This is a genomic window from Streptomyces lothianensis (assembly GCF_047779955.1).
Lineage (GTDB): Bacteria > Actinomycetota > Actinomycetes > Streptomycetales > Streptomycetaceae > Streptomyces.
This window is the reverse complement of record NZ_JBLMKT010000020.1, coordinates 20699-44272: the sequence shown is the minus strand read 5'-3', so window position 1 is coordinate 44272 and position 23574 is coordinate 20699. Positions and strand designations below refer to the sequence as shown.

Annotated in this window: 16 protein-coding genes and 3 pseudogenes; 11 read left to right on the top strand and 8 right to left on the bottom strand. The window is 71.0% G+C overall.

What is annotated here, in order from left to right:
- Positions 1-6: 6 nt before the first annotated feature.
- Together ACLF6P_RS04335 and ACLF6P_RS04330 are read right to left on the bottom strand one after the other, a co-directional pair.
- Positions 7-1131, bottom strand: a complete 1125-nt coding sequence (locus tag ACLF6P_RS04335; RefSeq protein WP_415948198.1) for a DUF5937 family protein — start codon at positions 1129-1131, stop codon at positions 7-9.
- Between the two features lie 279 nt (positions 1132-1410).
- On the bottom strand, positions 1411-2535 hold the full coding sequence (locus tag ACLF6P_RS04330; protein ID WP_415948268.1) for a threonine aldolase family protein: 1125 nt from the start codon (positions 2533-2535) through the stop codon (positions 1411-1413).
- Between the two features lie 409 nt (positions 2536-2944).
- Here ACLF6P_RS04330 and ACLF6P_RS04325 point away from each other — a divergent pair.
- From ACLF6P_RS04325 to ACLF6P_RS04300, 6 genes and pseudogenes are all read left to right on the top strand, one after another.
- Positions 2945-3877, top strand: a pseudogene (locus ACLF6P_RS04325) (Rossmann-like and DUF2520 domain-containing protein); the annotation flags it as partial.
- 287 nt (positions 3878-4164) lie between these two features.
- On the top strand, positions 4165-5178 hold the full coding sequence (gene panC / locus ACLF6P_RS04320; RefSeq protein WP_415948196.1) for a pantoate--beta-alanine ligase: 1014 nt from the start codon (positions 4165-4167) through the stop codon (positions 5176-5178).
- Positions 5175-6932 (top strand): annotated as a pseudogene (locus tag ACLF6P_RS04315) (L-aspartate oxidase); the annotation flags it as partial. The gene panC and the pseudogene ACLF6P_RS04315, both read left to right, overlap by 4 nt.
- Before the next feature lie 182 nt (positions 6933-7114).
- Positions 7115-8113 carry a carboxylating nicotinate-nucleotide diphosphorylase gene (gene nadC, locus ACLF6P_RS04310; protein WP_415948194.1) on the top strand — a complete coding sequence of 333 codons (999 nt, stop codon included), beginning with the start codon at positions 7115-7117 and terminating at the stop codon, positions 8111-8113.
- Positions 8113-8910, top strand: coding sequence for a type III pantothenate kinase (locus tag ACLF6P_RS04305; RefSeq protein WP_415948193.1), 798 nt, complete (start codon positions 8113-8115; stop codon positions 8908-8910). The genes nadC and ACLF6P_RS04305 overlap by 1 nt, the downstream gene beginning before the upstream one ends.
- A gap of 163 nt (positions 8911-9073) precedes the next feature.
- The gene (locus ACLF6P_RS04300) at positions 9074-9661 is read left to right on the top strand and encodes a hypothetical protein (RefSeq protein ID WP_415948267.1); all 588 of its coding nucleotides are present in this window, start codon (positions 9074-9076) and stop codon (positions 9659-9661) included.
- A 55-nt stretch (positions 9662-9716) separates the two neighbouring features.
- Here the strand turns inward: ACLF6P_RS04300 and ACLF6P_RS04295 are convergent, their stop codons facing one another.
- Positions 9717-9908 carry a hypothetical protein gene (locus tag ACLF6P_RS04295; RefSeq protein WP_415948192.1) on the bottom strand — a complete coding sequence of 64 codons (192 nt, stop codon included), beginning with the start codon at positions 9906-9908 and terminating at the stop codon, positions 9717-9719.
- A gap of 90 nt (positions 9909-9998) precedes the next feature.
- Between ACLF6P_RS04295 and ACLF6P_RS04290 the strand changes: the two genes are divergently transcribed.
- The 3 genes from ACLF6P_RS04290 (at position 9999) to ACLF6P_RS04280 (ending at position 11481) form a co-directional block, all read left to right on the top strand.
- Positions 9999-10397, top strand: coding sequence for a BlaI/MecI/CopY family transcriptional regulator (locus ACLF6P_RS04290; RefSeq protein ID WP_415948191.1), 399 nt, complete (start codon positions 9999-10001; stop codon positions 10395-10397).
- 9 nt (positions 10398-10406) lie between these two features.
- The gene (locus ACLF6P_RS04285; protein ID WP_415948189.1) at positions 10407-10913 is read left to right on the top strand and encodes an amino-acid N-acetyltransferase; all 507 of its coding nucleotides are present in this window, start codon (positions 10407-10409) and stop codon (positions 10911-10913) included.
- Between the two features lie 232 nt (positions 10914-11145).
- Entirely contained in the window at positions 11146-11481 is a 336-nt protein-coding gene (locus tag ACLF6P_RS04280; RefSeq protein WP_415948188.1) for a histone-like nucleoid-structuring protein Lsr2, read from the top strand.
- Here ACLF6P_RS04280 and ACLF6P_RS04275 read toward each other — a convergent pair.
- Positions 11460-12170, bottom strand: coding sequence for an SCO3374 family protein (locus tag ACLF6P_RS04275; RefSeq protein ID WP_415948187.1), 711 nt, complete (start codon positions 12168-12170; stop codon positions 11460-11462). The genes ACLF6P_RS04280 and ACLF6P_RS04275 overlap by 22 nt on opposite strands.
- 441 nt (positions 12171-12611) lie before the next feature.
- On the opposite strand from ACLF6P_RS04275, the gene ACLF6P_RS04270 reads away from it, so the two are divergent.
- A complete protein-coding gene (locus ACLF6P_RS04270; protein ID WP_415948186.1) occupies positions 12612-15137 on the top strand; it encodes an ATP-dependent Clp protease ATP-binding subunit in 2526 nt (841 codons plus the stop codon).
- 79 nt (positions 15138-15216) lie between these two features.
- Here the strand turns inward: ACLF6P_RS04270 and ACLF6P_RS04265 are convergent, their stop codons facing one another.
- Entirely contained in the window at positions 15217-18381 is a 3165-nt protein-coding gene (locus ACLF6P_RS04265; protein WP_415948185.1) for an NACHT domain-containing protein, read from the bottom strand.
- A 108-nt stretch (positions 18382-18489) separates the two neighbouring features.
- Positions 18490-20115 (bottom strand): annotated as a pseudogene (locus ACLF6P_RS04260) (MDR family MFS transporter).
- A gap of 226 nt (positions 20116-20341) precedes the next feature.
- Between ACLF6P_RS04260 and ACLF6P_RS04255 the strand changes: the two are divergent.
- The gene (locus tag ACLF6P_RS04255) at positions 20342-20929 is read left to right on the top strand and encodes a TetR/AcrR family transcriptional regulator (RefSeq protein ID WP_415948184.1); all 588 of its coding nucleotides are present in this window, start codon (positions 20342-20344) and stop codon (positions 20927-20929) included.
- 34 nt (positions 20930-20963) lie between these two features.
- Here ACLF6P_RS04255 and ACLF6P_RS04250 read toward each other — a convergent pair whose 3' ends face one another.
- Positions 20964-21647: a M23 family metallopeptidase gene (locus ACLF6P_RS04250; protein ID WP_415948183.1), complete on the bottom strand. Its 684-nt coding sequence runs from the start codon at positions 21645-21647 to the stop codon at positions 20964-20966.
- Positions 21648-22129: 482 nt separating this feature from the next.
- Positions 22130-23560 (bottom strand): two-component system sensor histidine kinase CseC, encoded by a 1431-nt coding sequence (gene cseC / locus ACLF6P_RS04245; RefSeq protein ID WP_415948181.1) that lies wholly within the window; start codon positions 23558-23560, stop codon positions 22130-22132.
- Positions 23561-23574 lie beyond the last annotated feature (14 nt).

Below are 23574 nucleotides of genomic sequence, written 5' to 3'. Positions count from 1 at the left end.
CGCACCTCATCGCAGCACACCCTCGAGGAAATCGCTGCCCAGCCGGGCCACCTTGGACAGGTCCAGCTGGTGCAGGACGTAGCGCCCACGCCGCCGGGCCGTGATCAGCCCGGCCTTCCGCAGCACGGCGAGATGCCGCGAGATCTCCGGCGCACTCATCCCGTGCACATCCACCAGCTCACTGGTCGTGTACGCCGCCCGCGCGAGGTTCCGGCAGAGCCGCATCCGCACGGGATGCGCCAGCGCCTCCATCCGCCGCGTCAGCTCCTCCACCGAAGCTGCCGAGGACAGTGCCTCGGCGGCGACCGGGTAGTGGATCACCGGGGTCCACCCGTACCGGTGCAGCACCAGCAGGTGCGGGCGGCCCATCACGGTGGGCACGAGCCGCAGCGTCCCGCCCTCGGCGATCGCCGCGCTCCCCACCACCAGCTTGTCGATCTCGATCTTCCGCTCGTCCGCGGACAGGCTGAGGGCCTTCGACGCGGAGGCCAGCGCCGCCCCGAGCCCCTTGCGTCGCAGCAGCTCGCTCTTGTGCCGTGCGTCGGCGGCGAGCTGATGCTGAACCCGCGCCCACACGTCCCCGAAGAAGGCCTCCTCGCAGTCGAGCAGCAGTCGCCGGATCCAGCCGCGCACGGCCGGCGGATCATCGAGCAACCGCTGTGTGAACTGCACCTGGCGGCTGCCCCGGCTCGCGGCCAGCTCGAACACGCGCTGCCGCGCGGCCGCATCGCTGAGCAGCGGCGCGGAGGCGCTCTTCCCGTAGGCCAGGGTGCAGGTGAACTCCAGGGCCGCGTCGACGAACTGCTCGTCCTCCAGCTTGTCCAGCTGATCGAGCTCCTCTGCCAGCGTCCCGGCCGGGATGGCCTCGGGATCGGCCAGGCCGGAGAACGGCAGGAAGATGTCCGAGAACGCGGACCGCCACAGGAACTCCGCCTCGCACAGCCGTTCCGCGAGGCACTGGTCGAGCCCGGCCATCACGGAGGTGGCCCAGCCCTGGAGCCCCGGGTGGTGGCCGGGCTCGGACAGCGCGTGCAGGGTCATGCTCAGCTCGCCCAGCGGGGAGGGCGCGACGGCGATCCGCTCGTGCAGCCGGTCCTGCGGCAGGGCGCTGATGTCGAGGACGAAGCTCATGCGCCCCAGTCTGCCCCGCAGGCCCTGGTACCCGGTCCCCGATTGACACCCAGCGTCAATCGACGCGCCTCGCGGAAGGCGTCATGCGCTCGCCCGCAGCCGCTGCCCCGGAGCCCGATGCCAGACGCCCGCCCACGGCCGACCGGCCCCACGGCCGACCGGACTCGCGACCGTCGCTCGCCCAGGGCCGACCGGACTCGCGACCGCTGCTCGCCCACGGCCGACCGCCCCCGCGGTCGTCGCCCGCGCCTACTGCCGACGCACCCCGCACCCCTCGCCTCACCCCAGCCGCCGCACGAACTCCGCCACCGCCTCCCGCACGTCCGCCGCCGTCCATGCGAGGCCCGGACCCGCCACCGTGACCTCCGTGACCGAGATGCCCGGTGCCTCGGAGGCAGACCAGCGACGGAACAGGGCCGACCCCGTCTCCTCCGCCAGGCGTACCGAAGCCTCGTCCAGCTCCGCCGCCGGGTACGGCAGCCATACCTGGAACTGGTGCGTGTGCGGCACCTCCGGGTGGACCCGGACGTAGGCAGCGCCGGCCTTCTCGAAGCCCTCCCGCAGCGCCTGTGCGACGACCCGCGCATGCTGCACGTACGCGGGCAGGCGCGGCAGTTCGTCCTCGAGCCCGATCAGAGCCGACAGCACGGTCGGGTACTGCTGGAATATCTGGCCGCCGTAGCGGTGCCGCCAGGCCTTGGCCTCGGCGATGAAGTGGTGCGGGCCGGCGAGCGCCGCACCGCCGAGCCCCTCAAGGGACTTGTAGAACGAGACGTACACACTGTCCGCGAGCGCGGCGATCTCGTCGAGCGGGCGGCCGAAATGCTCGGTGCACTCCCACAGGCGCGCGCCGTCGAAGTGCACCACCGCGTCCCGCTCGCGCGCCGCCTCCACGGTCCTTGTCAGCTCCTCCCACGGCGGCAGCACGAACCCGGCCTCCCGCAGCGGGAGTTCGAGCATCAGCGTGCCGAAGGGTTCCTCGAAGTCCCGTATCTCATCGGCCGTGGGCAGCCGGCGCTCACCGGTCGGATGTACGGTGCGCACCCCGCCGACCACGGAGAACGCGTCCCGCTCGTGCTGCTCGGGGTGGGCGAGCGGGTGCAGGGCGACGGCAGGGTCACCGGTGCGGGCCGCCCATACCCGTACGGCGATCTGCTGGGCCATCGTGCCGGTCGGGAAGAACGCCGCGTCCTGGGTGCCGAGCAGGGCGGCGACCCGGCGCTCCAGTTCCTCGACGATCCCGTCGCCATAGACGTCGCAGCCCCGCCCCAGGTCGTACACCTCGGGCGCCCTGCGCATCAGCCGCTCCAGGCCGTCCGCGAGCGTACGGTCCACGGACGGTCGCGCGAGAGTGCGCCGGGCCGCCCGCAGCGCGGCCCGCCGCCGCTCGCCCGCATCCTGCATCGACGCGGCGTCACCCGCACGGTCCCGCACCGGGTCCGCGGCATGCTCAACATCCCGCACCCGGTCCCGCACCTGGTCTGCGGCACCCTCAACGTCCCGCGCCCCACCCGCGGCACCCTGGCCGCCCACAGCGCCCGCCTCTCCGTAGGAGTCCACCGCGCCCACCCCTTTCCACCGAAGTCGTTCCGGTCCGTCCACAGATCTTCCCGCACACCCGTCCGACCGCGCACAGCCTGTGGATAACTCTCTGCGCGGAACCGATCGGAAGATCCCTGCCCTGTGGACAGCCGAAGCCCGCCGTACCCCCTAGCGTTAACATGACGAGAATCCTCGAGCAGCAGACCGAGCTGCCCGAGCGCACGGAAGCGTCCGGTACCCCGAGCGGACTGGAACGGAAGGCCGTCGTCCCGTGAACACAAGCCACCTCCCCGGGCCCGGGCACCCGGACCCCAGCGAGCGCCCCGCCCGCCTCACCGTCGGCGTCGTGGGCGCGGGCCGGGTGGGTCCCGCGCTCGCCGCGTCCCTGCAGCTCGCCGGGCACCGCCCGGTCGCCGTCTCCGGCGTCAGTGAGGCCTCGGTGCGCCGGGCGCGGGAGATGCTGCCCGACGTTCCCCTGGTCACCCCCGCCGAGGTCCTCGCGCGCGCCGAGCTCGTGCTGCTCACCGTCCCCGACGACGCCCTGCCTGGCCTGGTCGAGGGCCTGGTGGAGACGGGCGCGGTCCGCCCGGGGCAGCTGCTCGTGCACACTTCGGGGCGTTACGGGACGAAGGTGCTCGAACCTGCCCTGCGTGCCGGCGCCCTGCCGCTCGCCCTGCACCCGGCGATGACGTTCACCGGCACCCCCGTCGACGTACAGCGCCTGGCGGGCTGCTCCTTCGGCGTCACCGCGCCCGAGGAGCTGCGCCTTGCCGCCGAGGCACTGGTGATCGAGATGGGCGGCGAGCCCGAGTGGATCGAGGAATCCGCCCGCCCGCTCTACCACGCGGCCCTCGCCCTCGGCGCGAACCACCTGGTCACCCTGGTTGCCGAGTCCATGGAGCTGCTCAGCCAGGCCGGGGTCACCGCCCCGGACCGCATGCTCGGCCCGCTGCTCGGCGCGGCCCTCGACAATGCGCTGCGCTCGGGCGACGCGGCCCTCACCGGGCCGGTGGCGCGCGGCGATGCGGGCACCGTCGCGGCGCATGTCACCGAACTGCGCAAGCACGCGCCGCAAACAGTCGCCGGCTATCTCGCGATGGCCCGCGCCACGGCCGACCGCGCCCTCGCCCACGGCCTGCTCAAGCCGGAACTTGCCGAGGACCTGCTCGGCGTACTGGCCAACGGGAGCCACGGGAGCCACGGGGGCAACGGGGGCAACGGGAGCGGCGAAGCCGACGCTCCGGGCAGGCCGACCGGACCCGCCGGACCGACCGCGACCGGTGGGACCCACGGGACCCACGGGACCGGCACCCCCGCCACACCGGACGACCTCAACGGCCCGGAAACCACTGACCGTCCGGACCGTCCGGACGGCCCGGACGGCACGGACGGCCCGGACGGCACGGACGGCCCGCACGGCACGGACGGCCCGCACGGCACGGACGGCCCGCACGGAACAGGCGGCCCGCACGAAACAGGTGGAACAGACCGATGACCACCCTCCTGCGCACCGCCGACGACCTGCGCAAACTCCCCTACGACGGCCACCGCGCCGTAGTGATGACCATGGGCGCCCTGCACGAGGGCCACGCCACCCTGATCCGCCGCGCCCGCGAGCTCGCGGGCCCGCGCGGCCAGGTCCTGGTCACCGTCTTCGTCAACCCGCTGCAGTTCGGCGCGGGCGAGGACCTCGACCGGTACCCCCGCACCCTCGACGCGGACCTCGAGATCGCAGGCCGGTCCGGCGCGGACGCGGTCTTCGCGCCCTTCGCCGACGAGGTCTACCCCGGCGGCGAGCCCCAGGTCCGCATCGCCGCGGGCCCCATGGGCACCGTCCTCGAAGGCGCCACCCGCCCCGGCCACTTCGACGGCATGCTCACGGTCGTCGCCAAGCTGCTCCACCTCACGGCCCCGGACATCGCGCTGTACGGGCAGAAGGACGCCCAGCAGCTCGCCCTGATCCGCCGCATGGTGCGGGACCTGAACTTCCCGGTCGAGATCATCGGCGTACCGACGGTCCGCGAGGAGGACGGTTTGGCGCTGTCCTCCCGCAACCGCTACCTCTCGACCGCCGAGCGCCGGACCGCGCTCGCCCTGTCCGCCGCGCTCTTCGCGGGCCGTGACCGCCTCACCGCCCAGCGCGCGCTGCACGCCCGCGCCCAGGCCGCCCCCGCCACGCGCGAACGCGCGCAGGCGCTCGGCGCGCTCGGCGAGGCCCGCGCGGCGGCCGACGCGCACGCCGTGGCGCAGGCCCACAACGGTGGCCCGTCGGCGGTCCGCGCCGCCGCCCGTGCCGTCCTCGACGAGGCGGCGAAGGCCGGCCCGCCGCTCGCCCTCGACTACCTGGCGCTCGTCGACCCCGCCGACTTCACGGAGATCGACGACGCCTTCACGGGCGAGGCGATCCTCGCCGTCGCCGCGAAGGTCGGCAGCACCCGCCTCATCGACAACATCCCGCTCACCTTCGGAGCCGCGAGCCTCCCGGACCACGGAGCCGCCGTATGACCCCGGCCCCCACGCACGCCAAGCACACCACCACCGGCATACGGCTGCACGCCCCCGCCCCCGGCTGGTCCATCGACGCCGATGTCGTCGTGGTCGGCTCCGGTGTCGCGGGCCTGACCGCCGCGCTGCGCTGCGCCTCCGCGGGCCTGAGCACGGTCGTGGTCACCAAGGCCCGCCTCGACGACGGTTCCACGCGCTGGGCGCAGGGCGGCATCGCCGCCGCGCTCGGCGAGGGCGACAGCCCCGAGCAGCACCTCGACGACACGCTCGTCGCGGGCGCGGGCCTGTGCGACGAGGCGGCGGTACGGCTCCTGGTCACCGAGGGCCCGGACGCGGTACGCCGCCTGATCGCCACCGGCGCCCGCTTCGACACCGACGCGGGCGGCACCATCGAGCTGACCCGAGAAGGCGGCCACCACCGCCGCCGTATCGCCCACGCGGGCGGCGACGCGACCGGCGCGGAGATCTCCCGCGCCCTGGTCGAGGCGGCCAAGTACGCCGGCGACGCCCCCGAGCCCGCGGGCCGGATCCGTACGATCGAGAACGCCCTGGTCCTCGACCTGCTCACCGACGCCGAAGGCCGCACCGCCGGCGTCTCGCTGCACGTCATGGGCGAGGGCGCGCAGGACGGTGTGGGCGCCGTGCACGCGCGGGCTGTGGTGCTCGCGACCGGCGGCATGGGCCAGGTGTTCTCCGCGACCACCAACCCTTCGGTCTCCACCGGCGACGGCGTGGCCCTCGCGCTGCGCGCGGGTGCGGAGATCAGCGATATCGAGTTCGTGCAGTTCCATCCGACCGTGCTCTTCCTCGGCCCGGACGCCGAGGGCCAGCAGCCGCTGGTCTCCGAGGCGGTACGCGGTGAGGGCGCCCACCTCGTCGACGCCGACGGGGTCCGTTTCATGCTCGGGCAGCACGAACTTGCTGAGCTCGCCCCGCGCGACATCGTCGCCAAGGGCATCATGCGCCGGATGCAGGAGCAGGGTGCCACCCACATGTACCTGGACGGGCGGCACTTCGGGGCCGAGATGTGGGAGCACCGCTTCCCCACGATCCTCGCCGCCTGCCGCGCCCATGGCATCGACCCGGTCACCGAGCCCATCCCGGTCGCCCCCGCCGCGCACTACGCCTCGGGCGGCGTCCGCACCGACCGCCGCGGCCGTACGACGGTCCCCGGCCTGTACGCCTGCGGCGAGGTCGCCTGTACGGGAGTGCACGGCGCGAACCGGCTCGCCTCCAACTCGCTGCTCGAAGGCCTCGTGTACGCCGAGCGCATCGCCGAGGACATCACCGCGCGCACGGCGGGAGCGTCCGGGGCCCTGACCGGCCCCGGCGCCCCCGCGCCCGTACCGCAGCCCGACGTACCGCAGCATCCGCTGCTGCCCGCCGAGGCGCGGTTCGCGATCCAGCGGATCATGACCGAGGGCGCGGGCGTGCTGCGCAGTGCCGAATCGCTGGCGAAGGCCGCCGAGGCGATCGAGGCGATCCACGCCGAGGCCCGCGGCTCGCTGGCCGAGCACGGTAGGACCGCCGAGCCGGGCACCGACACCTGGGAGTCCACCAACCTCCTGTGTGTCGCCCGGATCCTGGTCGCGGCCGCGCGGCGCCGCGCGGAGACCCGCGGCTGTCACTGGCGCGAGGACCACGCCGAGCGGGACGAGGTGAACTGGCGCAAGCACATCGTCGTCACTCTGAACCCCGACCGCTCCCTGGCCGTGCACACCACCGCCACGGCATCCTTCCCACCCACCGTGCCCGCCACGGACCCCTCCGCGGCCGCCACGGACCCCTCCGCGGCCGCCACGGACGCTTCCGCGGTGCCTGCAACGGACCCCTCCGCCGCCGCAACGGACGCCTCCGCCGTGCCCGCAACGGACCCGCCCACCGTGCCCGCCACCGAAACCCCGGACCGGACCGCGCTCGACCTCCAGGAGCAGCAGTGAGCACCGACCTCCCCCTTGCCCAAGCCGAAGGCGCCACCGAAGCGAGCGGCGGGTGCGGCGACGGCTGCGCCTGCGGCGACGAGGCCGCGACGGAGTGCGGTCTCGACCCCGCGCTCGCGGCCCTGCTCGCCGAGGCGGGCCTCGACCCCGTACTGGTCGAGGACATCGCGCACATGACGCTCGCCGAGGACCTGGACGGCGGCGTGGACGTCACCTCCGTCGCCACGATCCCCGAGGACGCCGTCGCCACCGCCGATTTCACGGCCCGCGAGGCCGGTGTGGTCGCGGGCCTCAGGATCGCCGAGGCCGTCCTGTCGATCGTCTGCGAGGACAGTTTCGAGGTCGAGCGGCACGTCGAGGACGGCGCCCGCGTCGAGCCCGGCGAGAAGCTGCTCAGCGTCACCACCCGCACCCGCGACCTGCTGACCGGCGAGCGCAGCGCGCTCAACATCCTGGGCCGTCTCTCCGGCATCGCGACCGCGACCCGCGCCTGGGCGGACGCCCTTGAGGGCACGAAGGCGAAGGTCCGCGACACCCGCAAGACCACCCCGGGGCTGCGCGCCCTGGAGAAGTACGCGGTGCGCTGCGGCGGCGGGGTCAACCACCGCATGTCCCTCTCGGACGCGGCCCTCGTCAAGGACAACCACGTGGTGGCGGCCGGCGGCGTCGCGCAGGCCTTCGAGGCCGTACGGACCCGGTTCCCCGACCTGCCCGTGGAGGTCGAGGTCGACACCCTGCACCAGCTGCGCGAGGTCCTCGACGCGGGCGCCGACCTGATCCTCCTGGACAACTTCACGCCCTCGGAGACCATCGAGGCCGTCGCCCTCACCAAGGGACGCGCGCTCCTGGAGTCCTCCGGCCGCCTCGCCCTCGACAACGCCCGCGTCTACGCGGAGACCGGCGTCGACTACCTCGCGGTCGGCGCGCTCACCCACTCCGCGCCGGTCCTCGACATCGGCCTCGACCTGCGCGAGGCCAGCGGGGCTGACGTCTGATGCTGCTCACCATCGACGTAGGAAACACACACACGGTCCTCGGCCTCTTCGACGGCGACGAGATCGTCGAGCACTGGCGCATCTCCACCGACTCGCGCCGCACCGCCGACGAGCTCGCGGTCCTGCTCAACGGCCTGATGGGCATGCACCCGCTGCTCGGCGAGGAGCTCGGCGACGGCATCGACGGCATCGCGATCTGCTCCACGGTCCCGTCCGTGCTGCACGAGCTGCGCGAGGTCACCCGCCGCCACTACGGCGACGTACCGGCCGTCCTCGTGGAGCCGGGCGTGAAGACGGGCGTGCCGATCCTCTTCGACAATCCGAAAGAGGTCGGCGCCGACCGCATCATCAACGCGGTCGCGGCGAACGAGCTGTACGGCGGTCCGGCGATCGTCGTCGACTTCGGCACGGCGACCACGTTCGACGCGGTCAGCGCGCGCGGCGAGTACGTGGGCGGGGTCATCGCCCCGGGCATCGAGATCTCCGTCGAGGCGCTCGGCGTCCGCGCGGCCCAGCTGCGCAAGATCGAGCTGAACCGTCCGCGCAACGTCATCGGCAAGAACACCGTCGAGGCCATGCAGTCCGGCATCCTGTACGGCTTCGCGGGCCAGGTCGACGGCCTGGTCAACCGGATGGCCAAGGAGCTGTCCGACGACCCGGACGACGTCACGGTCATCGCCACGGGCGGCCTGGCCCCGCTGGTCCTCGCCGACTCCACGGTCATCGACGAGCACGAGCCCTGGCTGACGCTGATCGGGCTGCGCCTGGTGTACGAGCGGAACGTGGCGCGGGGGTGACGGCCGCAGGACCCTCCGGCAGCTCTGCCGGAGGGTCCTGCGGTGTCCGTCGGGGGCACGGCAGCCTCCGGCAACGCGCCCACCAATGGCCGCTTTAAACCATTCTTGTCCGATTAGTGCGTATCGTCGCTTCATGCCCACGCCCTACGGATCCTGCGGCGGCATGGCGTTCAGCGCAGACGAGCTGCGTGTGCTCAAAGGCGCCCTCGCCATCGCCCTGAAGACCGACCACGCCGACGCCCCCGACACGGCCGCCGCGCACGATTGCCTGCGTCTCGCGGCCGGCCTCGACGAAGCGGTACGGGAGAGCGAACGGCTGCGCGCGTTCCTGTTCGCCGACCTGGTCCGCTACCGCCAGGCCCTGCCCGGCTCCGCCGCCGGGTACCTCGAACTCCTCGCGGACGCCCTGGCCGCCGGCCACCGCCCGGTTCCCGACGACCTCGCCGCCCTGCGCGCCCTGCGCGGCAACCCGGTCGCCGCGGCCCTCCTCGACCGCTGCCGCTCGCTCGCGGAGGCCGCCGTACGCGCGAAGCTCTCCGGGCGTACGGTCCCGCTCTCGCGCACCAGGCTGCTGGCCCTGCCGGGCGGCCGGGCCGCCGGGGAACCGGCGCCGGAGCGGCCGCAGCGCCCGCAGCAGCCGCAGCGCCCGGCGCCTGCGCGACCCGTGCCGACCCCGGGCGAGGTCTTCCCGCCCAAGCGCCGCCCGGCACCCGCCCCGGCCGAACCGCCGCAGAAGCGCGCGGTGGGCTGAGCCCCGGGGGATGAGGCGCTCTGTGAGCCGTGCCTGAGCCCGCCCTCGGGGCGGCTCAGGCCTTCGGCGCCCCGGGTTCGCCCGGGGAGGCCTGGTGCGCCGCCTCGGCGCGGGCGAGCGCCGCGTCCACGGCGGCGTCCTCCTTGGTCTTCTTGTCGCCGCCCTGGGTCTTCACGATCGTCACGATGAGCCCGATGAAGAAGGCGGCCATCACTACGGGGGGCAGGAGCGCGGAGACGTAGTCCATGCCCACCAGCGTAGCCAGGGGCATCCGGGACGCCGACCCGGGTTCCGGCAAAGACGGGCCATAGTCGGCATTTCCCACTATGGTGCTGCTGTGCCTCGCCCCTTGGGAGAACTCGAAGACGCGGTCATGACGCGGGTGTGGAAGTGGAACCGCCCGGTGACCGTGCGGGAGGTTCTCGAAGACCTCCAGCAGGAGCGTTCCATCGCGTACACCACGGTCATGACCGTGCTGGACAATCTGCACCAGAAGGGCTGGGTCCGCAGGGAAGCGGAGGGGCGCGCCTATCGATATGAGGCGGTCTCCACGCGGGCCGCCTACGCGGCCGCCCTGATGAACGAGGACTGGGCGCGCAGCGACAACCCGGCCGCCGCGCTCGTCGCCTTCTTCGGCATGATGTCGCCCGAGCAGCGGGAAGCGCTCTCCGATGCGGTGCGCATGGTGCAGGGGCCGGGCAACCCCCCGTCCGAAGAAGGCGGTCAAGGGCGATAACGTCCGGACATGAAGGCCTTCACCATCCGCCGGGCCCGCACCGCCGATGTCCCCGCGGTGCGCGAGCTGCTCGACGCCTACGTACGCCACGGCATCCTCCTCGACAAAGCGACGGTGACGCTTTATGAGGACATCCAGGAGTTCTGGGTGGCGGAACGTGATGACAACGCGATGGTGGTGGGCTGCGGCGCTCTCCACGTCATGTGGGAAGATCTCGCGGAAGTCCGTACCCTCGCCGTGAACCCCGAGGTCAGAAGCGCGGGAGTGGGCCATCAACTGCTCGCGAAGCTGCTGCAGACCGCGCGCTGGCTGGGAGTGCGGCGGGTTTTCTGTCTCACCTTCGAAGTCGGCTTCTTCGCCAAGCATGGTTTCGTGGAGATCGGTGAGACTCCCGTCGACGGCGATGTGTACAGCGAGCTGCTGCAGTCCGCGGACGAAGGCGTCGCCGAGTTCCTCGGTCTCGAACGAGTGAAACCGAACACCCTGGGCAACAGCCGGATGCTTCTGCATCTGTGATCTTCGCATCGCTCAACCGCGCCGGGTTTTTCGGGCACAGTTCCTGAGCAGTGTTCCGGGGGCGGCCGCTTGAAGCGGCCGCTATGCCCGAGGGGGCGGTGGCTATGTCCGAAACGCACATGTTTCAAGGCCTCTTGAGTCCCGGTCTTCTCCCGGGGGTTTGTGTTTTCCCGGCAAAAGCGGTTTGCTTTCCGGCGTACTCCAAATGCAGTTATCGATGAAAGGAAATCCGGTGGCACAGAAGGTTCAGGTCCTTCTTGTCGACGACCTCGACGGCGGCGAGGCCGACGAGACCGTGACGTTCGCGCTGGACGGCAAGACGTACGAGATCGACCTCACCACCGCCAATGCGGACAAGCTCCGCGACGCCCTGGCTCCGTTCGTGCAGGGCGGCCGTCGCACCGGTGGCCGCGCCTCGGGCGGCCGTGGCAAGGGCCGTGCGGCCGCGGGCGCGGGCGAGGACACCGCAGCGATCCGCGCCTGGGCCAAGGCGAACGGTTACGAGGTCAAGCCCCGCGGTCGCGTCCCCCAGGAGATCCGCGAGGCCTACCAGAAGGCCAACGGCTGAGCAGCACTCAGCAGCCGGGCCCGGTGGCACTGAGTCGCCGCCGCGTCCACCAGGCGTACGAGATCGGGAACCGGCGCCGAAAGCTGTGCGCCGCCCCCGAGCGCGGTGAGAGCCGGCAGGCCCGGCTCCACCTCACACCCCGGCTCGGGGGGCCGCAGCCATACGGCGGCTCCCCGCGGGGCCGGTGGTGCGGGCGGCGGCTGCGCTGCCCGGAGGCCCGGGCCCCGTACCGTCGTCGGCCGTCGGGCGGCCCGGGGCGGCAGCGGCGCGTCGATCTCCCCGTCGGCGCCCACGGCCCGCAGATCAGGCACGAGCGGACCCCACTCGAGCCAGTCGAGCAGCCCGGGCAGCTCCTGGGCGCTGCCCGCGGCGACCAGGAACCGCATCAGGTGGCCCTGCAGGGCCACCGGGCCAGTGCCCCGCGGCCCGATCCGCTCGCACACCGCGTGGCCCGCGGCGGCCGGTACGTCGAGCACGTCGAAGCCGATGCCGGTGCGCAGCCGTACACGCGCGCCGGGCGCGAGCGCCCAGCCCAGCTCCTCCTCGTACCACCGCCGCACGCCGTCGTGCGCGTCGTCAGCGTCGTAAGTGTCGAATGCGTTGTGCGCGTCGTATGCGTTGTGCGCGTCGTATGCGAGGGGGCGGCGGGGGAGCGGGACCGTGGGGGCTTCCTCGGCGATGCGGGGCATGTTCGGAGCAACTCCCGGGAACCATCCGGAGTTACGCAGCGTTCCCATTCATGTACGGAAGGTTTCGCTCCGGGGGCGTGAAAGCCGAGACGGGGGCGCAAGGGTGTTCGCCCGTAGCGGAGGGAACGGGGGTGCGCCGCATGGAGTGTCAGTGCCCGCGGGTAAGACATTCCTAGTGAGGAGGGGCGACACGCACTGCAGGAGCGTCTCACGTTCGCCATCGGCGTACTGGAGGAAGGGGTAACTGCCTGGCCTGCGGGAACATCGTCTCGCACCATCGGGTTGGAGCAGTTGTCGGCTCTCGGGGCAGAAAAGCCCCCGAGGTTCTGGGCCGGGTGTCGGCAGTTGGAATGAGCGGTCCCCGCTTGCGGGACTAAGCTGCGGAAGGACAGGGAGGGGACCGACCCCTAACTGCCTGACCGCTCTGAGGAGCGATTAACGATGTTCGAGAGGTTCACCGACCGCGCGCGGCGGGTTGTCGTCCTGGCTCAGGAAGAAGCCCGGATGCTCAACCACAACTACATCGGCACCGAGCACATCCTCCTGGGCTTGATCCATGAGGGCGAGGGTGTCGCCGCTAAGGCCCTGGAGAGCCTCGGGATTTCGCTCGAGGCGGTCCGCCAGCAGGTGGAGGAGATCATCGGCCAGGGCCAGCAGGCCCCGTCCGGGCACATCCCCTTCACCCCCCGTGCCAAGAAGGTCCTGGAGCTGTCGCTCCGCGAGGCCCTTCAGCTGGGCCACAACTACATCGGCACGGAGCACATCCTGCTCGGCCTGATCCGTGAGGGCGAGGGCGTCGCCGCCCAGGTCCTGGTCAAGCTGGGCGCAGACCTCAACCGGGTGCGGCAGCAGGTCATCCAGCTGCTCTCCGGTTACCAGGGCAAGGAGACCGCCACCGCCGGCGGTCCCGCCGAGGGCACGCCCTCGACCTCCCTCGTCCTGGACCAGTTCGGCCGGAATCTCACCCAGGCCGCCCGCGAATCCAAGCTCGACCCGGTCATCGGGCGCGAGAAGGAGATCGAGCGGGTCATGCAGGTGCTGTCCCGCCGTACGAAGAACAACCCGGTCCTGATCGGTGAGCCCGGCGTCGGCAAGACCGCCGTCGTCGAGGGCCTCGCCCAGGCCATCGTCAAGGGCGAGGTGCCCGAGACCCTCAAGGACAAGCACCTCTACACCCTCGACCTCGGCGCGCTCGTCGCCGGTTCCCGCTACCGCGGTGACTTCGAGGAGCGCCTGAAGAAGGTCCTCAAGGAGATCCGCACCCGCGGCGACATCATCCTGTTCATCGACGAGCTCCACACCCTCGTGGGTGCGGGCGCCGCCGAGGGCGCGATCGACGCCGCCTCGATCCTCAAGCCGATGCTGGCGCGAGGCGAGCTGCAGACGATCGGTGCGACGACGCTCGACGAGTACCGCAAGTACCTGGAGAAGGACGCGGCCCTCGAGCGCCGCTTCCAGCCCATCCAGGTCGCGGAGCCCTCGCTGCCGCACACCATCGAGATCCTCAAGGGCCTGCGCGACCGCTACGAGGCCCACCACCGTGTCTCCATCACGGACGAGGCCCTCGTGCAGGCGGCCACCCTGGCCGACCGGTACATCTCGGACCGCTTCCTGCCGGACAAGGCGATCGACCTGATCGACGAGGCCGGTTCCCGGATGCGCATCCGCCGGATGACCGCGCCGCCGGACCTCCGTGAGTTCGACGAGAAGATCGCCAACGTCCGCCGGGACAAGGAATCCGCGATCGACTCGCAGGACTTCGAGAAAGCCGCCTCCCTGCGCGACAAGGAGAAGCAGCTCCTGGCCGCCAAGGCCAAGCGCGAGAAGGAATGGAAGGCCGGCGACATGGACGTCGTCGCCGAGGTCGACGGCGAGCTGATCGCCGAGGTCCTCGCGACCGCCACCGGCATCCCGGTCTTCAAGCTGACCGAGGAGGAGTCCTCGCGCCTGCTGCGCATGGAGGACGAGCTGCACAAGCGCGTCATCGGCCAGGACGACGCCGTCAAGGCGCTCTCCAAGGCCATCCGGCGTACGCGTGCGGGTCTGAAGGACCCCAAGCGCCCCGGTGGTTCGTTCATCTTCGCCGGCCCGTCCGGTGTCGGTAAGACGGAGCTGTCCCGGGCGCTCGCCGAATTCCTCTTCGGCGACGAGGAAGCGATGATCTCCCTCGACATGTCGGAGTTCAGCGAGAAGCACACCGTCTCGCGGCTCTTCGGCTCGCCCCCCGGCTATGTCGGATACGAGGAGGGCGGCCAGCTCACCGAGAAGGTGCGCCGCAAGCCGTTCTCCGTCGTCCTCTTCGACGAGGTCGAGAAGGCCCACCCGGACATCTTCAACTCGCTCCTGCAGATCCTGGAGGACGGTCGCCTGACCGACTCCCAGGGCCGCGTCGTGGACTTCAAGAACACGGTCATCATCATGACGACCAACCTTGGAACCCGTGACATCTCCAAGGGCTTCAACCTCGGATTCGCGGCGCAGGGCGACACGAAGACGAACTACGAGCGCATGAAGAACAAGGTCTCGGACGAGCTCAAGCAGCACTTCCGCCCCGAGTTCCTCAACCGTGTCGACGACGTCGTCGTCTTCCCGCAGCTCAGCCAGGACGACATCCTCAAGATCGTCGACCTGATGATCGACAAGGTGGACGAGCGCCTGAAGGACCGGGACATGGGCATCGAGCTCTCCCAGTCCGCCAAGGAGCTGCTCTCGAAGCGGGGCTACGACCCGGTCCTCGGAGCGCGTCCGCTGCGCCGCACGATCCAGCGCGAGGTCGAGGACAGCCTCTCGGAGAAGATCCTCTTCGGCGAGCTGCGCCCCGGTCACATCGTGGTCGTGGACACGGAGGGCGAGGGCGAGAACGCCACCTTCACCTTCCGCGGCGAGGAGAAGTCGGCCCTGCCGGACGTCCCGCCGGTCGAGTCGGCGACGGGCGGTTCGGGCCCGAACCTGACGAAGGACGCGTAAGCGTCCGGAGCGAGTTGGTGAGAGGCCGGGACGGCCGTTCCTCCGGGGAGCGGCCGTCCCGGCCTCTTTTGGCGTGCCGTCACGACTGTCGGCCGGGGCGTGGGGCGAGGGTGAGCTTGATGTGGCCGGGGAGGGCGTCGGCGTGTTCGACCACGGCGGTATCCGTCACGTAGACGGTTGTGAGGTGGGGGCAGTCCGCCAGGGGAGCCAGGTCGATCGTGGCGCCATCCAGCACCGTGAGGGTGTGCAGGGCCGGCAGCATCGCGGCCAGAGGGCGGGTGTCGACGGGATTCCGGTTGCCGTGGACGAAGAAGCCTCCGACCTCTTCCAAGGTGACACCACTGGCGACCAGAGAGGTCAGCTCGCGGCTGTTCAGGGACAGTTCCTCCAGATTCGGCAGTTGTCCCAGCACGCCCCAGTCCTCGGCTTCCAGAGGGGTTTCGAGATCGAGGCCGACCTGCTTCAGCCGGGGGAATTCGAGGAGGGCGGAGAGCCCGGGCACGTCGACGGGGAGGAAGATGCGCTCAAGCGGTGCCTCCCGGGAGAGGTCGGCCAGATCGCGAGCGGCCGTGATGGTGCGCAGGCTCACGAATTCCAGGGCCGTGAGCGTGCGCAGCGGGCTGGGGTCCTCGATCGGGCTCCCGCCGACGAAGAGGTCCCGCAGTGGAAGATCGCGCAACGGCTCCAAGGAAGTGACGCCTCGGCAGCGGTAGAGCGTGAGTCTGCGCAGATCCGGGAAGTGAGTGAGGAATTCAAGGTCGTCCAGGAGTGAGTTCTCCCCCAGCCGCAGGTAGCGCACCGGCATGGCCGCCAAGTACTCCACGAGTTCGCCGGCGGTGAAGTCGCCTATGCAGTCCAGATGGTCGTGGCCGCCGAGTCGGCGCAGGGCCGCCAGTTCGGCCGTGGAGTGCACGGTGATCGGGAGGTTCGAGCGGTGGCGCAGCCGGTCGATGACCTCGCTGCCGTATGTGTCGGTGTCGAAGTTGGTCCAGGGTTTGGCGAGCTGGAGCTGGACGCTCGGGCTGTCGCTGTCCCGGTACTGCACCATGCACCGCAGGGCCGCGTCCCCGCCGATGAGGCCGGCGGTCTGGACGACAAAAGGAGCGAAGTCCGGGTCGGGCAGCTCGTCGGGGCCCGGCAGCAGTTCGAGGACCATCGGTCCGAGATTGAACAGATCCGCGCACTCATACACGTTACGCGGAGGGATCAGCCTGGCTGCCCGCTCCTCCACCTCTGCCCGGACCCCAGGATCAAGCTTGGGTGCGTGCTCCAGGCAGGCCATGGCGAGCAGGTGAAGACGGGAGCCGAAGGCGGCTGAGTTGTCGCCACGCTCGGTCAGCCCACTCAGCAGCCGAGCCCGCTCGGCAGGCCGGGCGTGGGCCACGGCCATCCGCAACACGTCCTCCCACTGGTCCTGATGAGCCTGACCGAGCAGCAGATCGAAGTCCCGTTCCTCCACGCACGCGCGGGCACCCAAGTAGTCCTGGAACGTGCGGTGGACGAACATGACCGAGTCCGCGGCGGGTTCGAGCAGCAGGCCCGACCGGTCGATCAGGTGGCGCAGCACCGCCCCGGCGTCGCCCTGTTCCGCCACGTACGGCATGGCGGGAAGCAGGCGCTCCAGCTGGCAGAGCGCGTCCGCCTTGTCCATCTCGGAGCGCCCGTTGCGGATCAGCCAGTACGCGAGCTTCTGCAGCAGTTCGGTCTGGGACTCCTCGTCCAGTTCGAGGCCGGTGCCCTGCATGTCGCGTTCGCGGTCCCGGCGTTCCAGGAGCATGGAGAGCGCGGCGTCGTAGAGGGCCTTGCGGCCGCGGGGCAAAAAGCCGCGGCGTTCGCGGTGCAGGGCGCAGATCAGGGCGCACATCAGGGGGTTGGTGGCGAGGCGACCCAGGTCCTGCTTGGTGCGGATCGCATCCAGGAGGGCGGTGGCGAGTGCCCGGTCCGCGCCCGCCGCCTCATGCCAGCGGTCGACGAAGACCGTGAGGTTGTCGCGGGTCATCGGGGCCAGTGTCAGCTCGGTGAAGTCCTCGGTACCGAGCCAGTTCTGGCGTACGGCGGAAGGGCGGGACGTCACCAGGCAGAGGTTGTCGGGATAGGCGGCGAGCAGGTCGGCGAGCCAGTCGCGGGCGCGGGCGCGCTCCCGCTCGGGGACTTCGTCCATGCCGTCCACGAGCAGCAGTCCGCGGCCCGCCGCCAGGATGCGGTCCGTCCAGCCCTGCGGCTGGGAACCGGTGAGCGGTGAGCCGACCGACCGCAGGAAGTCGGCGGGCGGCGGCAGGTCGGCGCCCTTGCGGGTCAGGGTGCGCAGCGGCAGCACGAAGGGGATACGGCCGATGAGGTGGGCGAGTTCGCCGGTGAGGAGGTTCTGGCGGGCCGTGGTCACCGCGAGCCACTGGACGAGCGTGGTCTTGCCGGAGCCCGCGTGGCCACGCAGGAGGATGCGGGTGTGTCCCAAGAGGGCCTGTTCGACGGGTTGGGTGATGGTCTGGGACGCCCGCTCGCCCACGAGGGCTTCGGCGCCGTCCATGTGTCCGGGGGCGGATTCGCGGGTGGTCCGCAGACTCAGGTACGCGGTGTCCAGCGGCCACTGCCGGGTCTCGGTGAGGTCGATGCCGTAGATCGTGAGACTGCTGTGCTTCTTGGCGATGTGGGCCGTGTAGCGCTCCTCGAAGCCCGCGTCGGTCGCGGACCGGGAGCCGATGCGCTCGATGAGGAGGTCCATGCGCTCGATCAGGGTCCGCAGCTGTCTGCTCTGCTCCACGAGCGTGCGGGCGACGAACGCGGAGCGCTGAGTGAAGAAGTGCAGGATGTGCAGGCAGGCGCTGTCCAGGAGGCGCGTATAGAGGTCCTCGGCCTCCTGCGTGAAGTATTTGACGTTCTCTTCGCCGTCCGCCGCCGCGTGCAGGCGCCGGGCCAGGGCCTGGTGGCCCAGACTCACGGCGTGTACGTCGTCGAGGTCCAGGTCTCCCAGGGCGTGCAGGGTGCGTTCGAGTGCGTGGGCCACCGCGTCCAGTTCGGCCGGGGCGGTTCGGCCGCCCGTCCGTCTCACCAGTTCCCGTACGAGACGGGTCATTTCCTCGGAGCGGAGGGTGCGCTGCTCCCCCTTGAAGGAGACCAGCGCCGACACCCGTACCGGCCTGTCGACCAGAGCCGCGCCCGGGCCCGGCTGAACGAAGAGCTTGCGGACCAGAGGGGTGATGACGCTCGATGCGATGCGGATGCCCGCCGTTCCCGGATCGACCATGATCCGAGCATATGAGCAACACGCCCTCCGCGAGCGGAGGTTGACGCACCAAGCCCCCGGTGACCGAAGCAGTCATCGGGGGCTCCGTCGGCCGGGCCGGGCCAAGGGTCAGGCGGTCTCCGCTGTGGCCGCCACCTTGTCTCGAGGAGCGTCCCCACCCTCCTGCGGTGCCTCGGCCGGCTTCGGGCCCGCTCCCTTCAGCGGGATCTCCTTGACGAAGAAGGCCGCGATCAGCGCGATCACCGTGATCCCGGCGCCGAGCAGGAAGGCGATCTGGGTGCCGGAGGAGACGGCCACCTCGTAAGCCTGCTTCATGTCGGCCGGGAGGGCCTTCACCTGTTCCGGGGTGAGCTGGGCGTTCTGCAGTTCCGCGGCGCCGTTCGCCGCCATCTTGTCCAGGACCCGGCTGTTGAACAGCGCCCCCATGATGGCGACGCCGAAGGACGAGCCGAGCGTGCGGAAGAGGGTCGCCGAGGAGGAGGCGACGCCCATGTCCTTGAGGTCGACGCTGTTCTGTGCGACGAGCATCGTGATTTGCATCAGGAAGCCCATGCCGGCGCCGAGCACCGCCATGTAGATGCCGGAGGTGAGCTGCGTGGTCCCGGTGTCCATCCGCGAGAGCAGGAACATGCCGAGGACCATCAGCGCGCCACCGATGATCGGGAAGATCCGGTACTTGCCGGTGCTGGTGGTGACGCGTCCGACCACAAGCGAGACGACCATCATCGCAAGCAGCAGCGGCAGGAGCAGCAGGCCGGAGTTGGTGGCGGTGACGCCCTGGACGGACTGCTGGTAGAGCGGCAGGAACAGGGTCGCGCCGAACATCACGAAGCCGACGAGGAAGCCGATGACGGCCATCAGCGAGAAGTTGCGGCTGCGGAAGATGTGCAGCGGCAGAATCGGTTCGGCGGCCTTGGTCTGCGAGAACACGAAGGCGATCAGGGCGGCGGTGCCCAGCAGGGCGAGGCCGATGATCTGGCCGGAGGCCCAGGCGTACTCCGTGCCGCCCCAGGTCGTGACCAGGACGATCGAGGTGATGCCGACGGTCAGGAGCACCGCACCGAGGTAGTCGATCCGCGCTTCGGAGCGCTTCTTCGGCAGGTGCAGTACGGCGGTGACGGCGACGAGGGCGAGGGCGCCGAGCGGGATGTTGATGTAGAAGGTCCAGCGCCAGCTCAGGTGGTCGGTGATCACGCCGCCGACCAGCGGGCCGCCGATCATGGCGAGCGCCATGACGCCCGCGATCATGCCCTGGTACTTGCCGCGCTCCCGCGGCGGGATCAGATCGCCGATGATCGCCATCACGCCGACGATCAGGCCGCCGGCGCCGAGGCCCTGGATGGCGCGGAAGCCGATCAGCTGGCCCATCGTCTGGGCCACGCCGGAGAGCCCGGAGCCGATCAGAAAGATCACGATGGACGTCAGGAAGGTGCCCTTGCGCCCGTAGAGGTCGCCGAGCTTGCCCCAGATCGGGGTGGCCGCGGCGGTGGCGAGCGTGTAGGCGGTGACCACTCACGAGAGGTGTTCGAGGCCGCCGAGCTCGCCGACGATCGTCGGCATCGCCGTGCCGATGATCATGTTGTCGAGCATGGCGAGCAGCATCGCCAGCATCAGCGCCATCAGCACGACGCGGACGCTCCGCTGTCCTGGTTCCTTCTCGCCAGTGCCCTGCGGGGCCGCCCCTGCCGCCCCTGCTGCCCCTGCCGTCTCGGCCGCCCCCGCCGCCCCTGTCATCTCGGCCGCCCCAGCTGCCTCTGCCGCCCCCGCTGCCCCTGCCGTTCCCGCTGTCCTCGTACTCCGCTCCGCCATCCCCATCACTTCCCGACTGCGATACTTACTTGCCGCCCGGCTAGTTCATTAGAATGTGAACGTAGCCGGGGCACTAGCCGGGCGTCAAGTAAGTTTGTGTCCACCCTTGGACCTGGGGCTCCGAGACCCCCGGGGCAGGCAGGAGAGAGCCATGAGCAGCAGCACGCGGCAGCCCCGCAGGGGCGACACCCGTAAGCGCATCCAGGACGTCGCGCTGGAGCTCTTCGCCGAGCAGGGGTACGAGAAGACCTCGCTGCGCGAGATCGCCGAGCGCCTGGAGGTCACCAAGGCGGCGCTGTATTACCACTTCAAGACCAAGGAAGACATCCTGATCAGCGTCTTCGAGGACCGCACGCGGCCCATCACGGAGCTGGTGGAGTGGGGCGAGCGCCAGCCGCACGGCCTGGAGACCAAGAAGGAGCTGCTGCGGCGCTACAGCCAGATCGTGACGGGCGCCGTCCCACTCTTCAGGTTCATGCAGGAGAACCAGGCGACGGTACGGGAACTGAGCATCGGCGACATGTTCAAGGACCGTCTGATGGGTCTCATGGACGTCCTGAAGGAGCCGGACGCCGCCCTGGCCGACCAGGTGCGCTGCATCAGCGCGCTGATCACGATGCACGCGGCGAACTTCCACCTGGGTGACGACGACGGCGACCCCGAGGAGAGGCGTGCCGCCATCCTCGAGGTCGCCGTCGATCTCGTCACCCGCGCCCACGAGGGGCAGGGCGGGAGGTAGTTCAGTTGTCAGGCGGGCTGCCGGGCCCGGAGGGTCAGAGCGTGACGCCGAGCGTGCGCAGGTAGGCGACCGGGTTGATCGCGGAGCCGTAGTTCGGCGTCGTGCGGATCTCGAAGTGCAGGTGCGGGCCGCTGGAGTTGCCGGTGTTGCCGGAGAGCGCGATCCGCTGGCCGGTCTTCACCTTCTGGCCGATCTTCACCTGGATCTTGGACAGGTGCGCGTACTGCGAGTACTTGCCGTTGGAGTGCTTGATCACGATGGCGTTGCCGTACGCGGGGCCGTCGCCGCCGCCGTTCGGGCCGGCCTTGACGACCGTACCGGCGTGCACGGCTTCCACCGGGGTGCCCACCGGCACCGCGAAGTCCTGGCCGGAGTGCTTGGAGGCCCACATCCCGCCGGCCTGCGCGTAGCTGGCGGAAAGCCGGTAGTGGTCGACCGGGTCCGTCCAGCCGGCGGCCTTCTTGGCCTTCTTGGCGGCGGCCTGCTTCACGGACGTGGCCGACTTCGCCTGCGCGGCGGCCTGTGCCTTGATGCTCTCGAGCTGCGTGGCGGTGACGCTCTTCAGCGCGTCACCGGCGGCGGCCTCGTTCGCTGCCGCGGCGACCCCTGCGCCCAGCAGCGTGCTCGCTGCCATGCCCGCGGTCACGACGGCGGCGGCCGTGCGGGTGCGGGTGGTGCGCAGGGGGCCGGGTATGTGGAACTTGGCGCGCTTCGACATCGCGTTTCCTCCAGGGGGCGGGCTCGCTCGGAGCCTCGGGCGGGGGCCTGACATGAACGGACCCGGTCGAGGGCGCCTCGCTGAGGACCGCACGGCCGGGGTGGCCATCCCTTGGTAACCCGACCGGACGCCCCCGCCCAAACCCCCCATCTACTACGCAAGCTCGTAAACCAGACGGATGCCGCCCGTCTCTTGACGGCCCTTCGGGGGCTTCCGTGTCATTCGTCTGAATTAAGCCGGAACTATCCCGTGGGGAGGTTTACGCGCACTTCGCGGGCCCGGGTGGACGTAGATTCCGGGCGCCGCCGCACCCTGGAGGGCAAAAAGGACATTTGGCGCGGGCTCGTAGAGGCGAAGGTCCCGAACCGGAAGCCCCGCCGTTCCACTATTCCGGCTAGTACCGGACAAAACGCCTGTGCGTCATGTCACCGGCGCCCCGATCCACCTGAGACCTGGGTCACCGCCGAAAGCCCTCCCGGGCCCTACGCCTTCGGGGGCAACCGCAGAATCGGAAAGCTCCCGGTGCTGGTCGGCGCATGCTCCGGCAGCCAGAGCACCGCCACCGCCCCCTCGACGGGCCCGCCCTCCACGCCGATGTTGCGGAAGGTGAGCCGAGCCCCCAGCACCCGCGCCTGGCCCGCCGCGATGGTCAGCCCGAGCCCGTGGCCGTGCCCGGCCCGGTCGCTGCTGCCCGTACGGAACCGGCTCGGCCCCTCCGCGAGCAGCTCCGGCGGGAACCCCGACCCGTGGTCGCGCACCCGGATCACCCGCCCCTCGACGAGCACCTCGATGGGCCCCTTGCCGTGCTTGGCCGCATTGGCGAGCAGATTGCCGATGATCCGCTCGAGCCGCCGGGGGTCACTGGTGACCTCCGATTCGTGCAGCACCTGCACGGACACCTCGGGATACGCCGCCGCGACCCGCCGCCGCACGAACTCCCCGAGAATCAGATCCTGCAGCTCCGCCCGCTCCGAGGCCCCGTCGAGCCGCGCCACCTCAAGGACGTCCTCGACCAGCGTCCGCAGTGCCTGCGCCCGGTCCTTGACCAGCTCGCTCGGCCGCCCCGGCGGCAGCAGTTCGGCCGCGGTCAGCAGCCCGGTGACCGGGGTGCGCAGCTCGTGGGCGATATCGGCGGTGACCCGGCGTTCCGCCTCGTAGCGCTGCTTGAGCGCATCGGCCATCGCGTCCACCGCGCTGGCCAGATCGTCCGCCTCGTCCCGTACGACACCGCCGATGGCATCCCGTACGCGCACCCCGCCCTGCCCCTGGGCCACCCGGTTGGCGGCGGTCGCCGCCTTGCGGAGCCGGCGCGAGACCTGGCCGCCGATCACCACACCGATCGCGCTGCCGCCGAGGACGACGGCGATGGAGCCGATCACCAGCGCCTGGTCGAGGTCGCTCATGATGGCCGCGCTGCGGTCGCTGAACTCGTTGTGCAGGGAGAGGATGTGCCCGTCGCCGGAGGGGGTGGCGGCCCAGATGTCGGGCGGCCCGTCCTCGTTGATCTGCACGTATGTGGCGCGCCGCCCCTGCGCCGCCTTCGCCTTCAGCTCGGCGGGCAGTTCGGGGTCGTCGAGCTTCGCGTTGAACTGGGTGCGCTTGGTCGTCTCGTAGATCCGCTGCGCGAACACCACCCGCTCGTCCTGCACATCGCGCGCGCTGTCCAGCATGGAGACCTTGGCCGCGTTGTGCACGACGAAGCTCAGCGTGATCGCGACCAGCGCCCCGACCAGCGCGATCGCCAGGCTGAGCTTCCAGCGCAGGCCGGTGTGCAGGCCGTGCCGCAGGCGCACGGCCGGGGCGCCGCAGCGTTCCCGCAGCGCGTCGAGGTGCCTCGCGAGCGCCGGGAATCGCTTCCGCAGAGCGGCGGAACGCGAGGCCGGCGCGAGGCCGCGGTCTTCTGCGGGCGCCACCCGCCGATCCCCCT